This window comes from Streptomyces sp. SID11385 (genome assembly GCF_010548245.1).
Lineage (GTDB): Bacteria > Actinomycetota > Actinomycetes > Streptomycetales > Streptomycetaceae > Streptomyces.
In genome coordinates, this window is the sequence record NZ_JAAGLR010000271.1 from 1 (window position 1) to 914 (window position 914).

A 914-nucleotide genomic window follows, 5' to 3' on the forward strand; every position below is an offset into this window, starting at 1 on the left:
GACGGGGCGGGCGGCGCTCGAAGACCTGGACCGGGTGCTCGGGGTGCTGCGCGAGCCGGGGAGCGCGGCGCGCGGGCGGCCCGGACTCGACCGGGCGGAGCGGTTGTTCGCCTCGGCGCGGGGGGCGGGCGCGGAGGTGGCGGTACGGGTCGTCGGCGCGCTCGACGCGTTGCCGGGACCGGTCTCGCGCGAGGCGTACCGCATGACGCAGGAGGCCCTCACGAACGTCCTGCGGCACGCGGGCCCGGTCCCCATCGAGGTCGTGTTCACCGTGGACGCGCGGGCCCTGAGCCTGGACTTCACCAATCCCCTGCCGCGGGACGCCTCCCCGTTCCCCGGCGGTGGCAGCGGTCTGCGCGGCCTGCGCGAACGCGCGGCCGTCCTCGGCGGCACGGCGACGGCGGGTGCGCGGGACGGCCGCTGGCGGCTCCACGTCCGGCTGCCGCTGGAAGCCCCCGGGGAGGCGCGAGGATGACGCTGCGGGTGCTTCTCGTCGACGACGAACCGCTGGTGCGCGCCGGGCTGCGGGCCGTGATCGGGGCGCAGCCGGACCTGGAGGTGTGCGGGGAGGCGGGGGACGGCGCGGCCGTCGTCCCGCTCGTGCGCGCGCTGCGGCCCGACGTCGTGGCGATGGACGTGCGGATGCCGCTCATGGACGGGATCGAGGCGACGCGCGCGGTGCTCGCGATGGCGGGCCCGCCGCCGAAGATCCTCGTCGTGACGACCTTCGAGAACGACGCGTACGTGTACGACGCGCTCCGGGCGGGCGCGGACGGCTTCCTGCTCAAGCGGGCCCGCCCGGAGGAGATCGTGCACGCGGTACGGGTCGTCGCGGCCGGTGACTCGCTGCTCTTCCCCGCCGCCGTGCGGCGTCTCGCGGGGCACCACGGCGGGCGGCCCGGCGGGCCCGGTCC

At 77.7% G+C, this 914-nt stretch carries 1 protein-coding gene and 1 pseudogene; both read left to right on the plus strand.

All coding sequences use genetic code 11. The annotated features are described in order from the left end of the window. Positions 1-475, plus strand: a pseudogene (locus G3I42_RS08215) (sensor histidine kinase); the annotation flags it as partial. Beyond that, positions 472-914, plus strand: a 443-nt coding sequence (locus G3I42_RS08220) for a response regulator transcription factor (RefSeq protein WP_164283813.1), incomplete at its 3' end; no start/stop codon positions are given. The pseudogene G3I42_RS08215 and the gene G3I42_RS08220, both read left to right, overlap by 4 nt.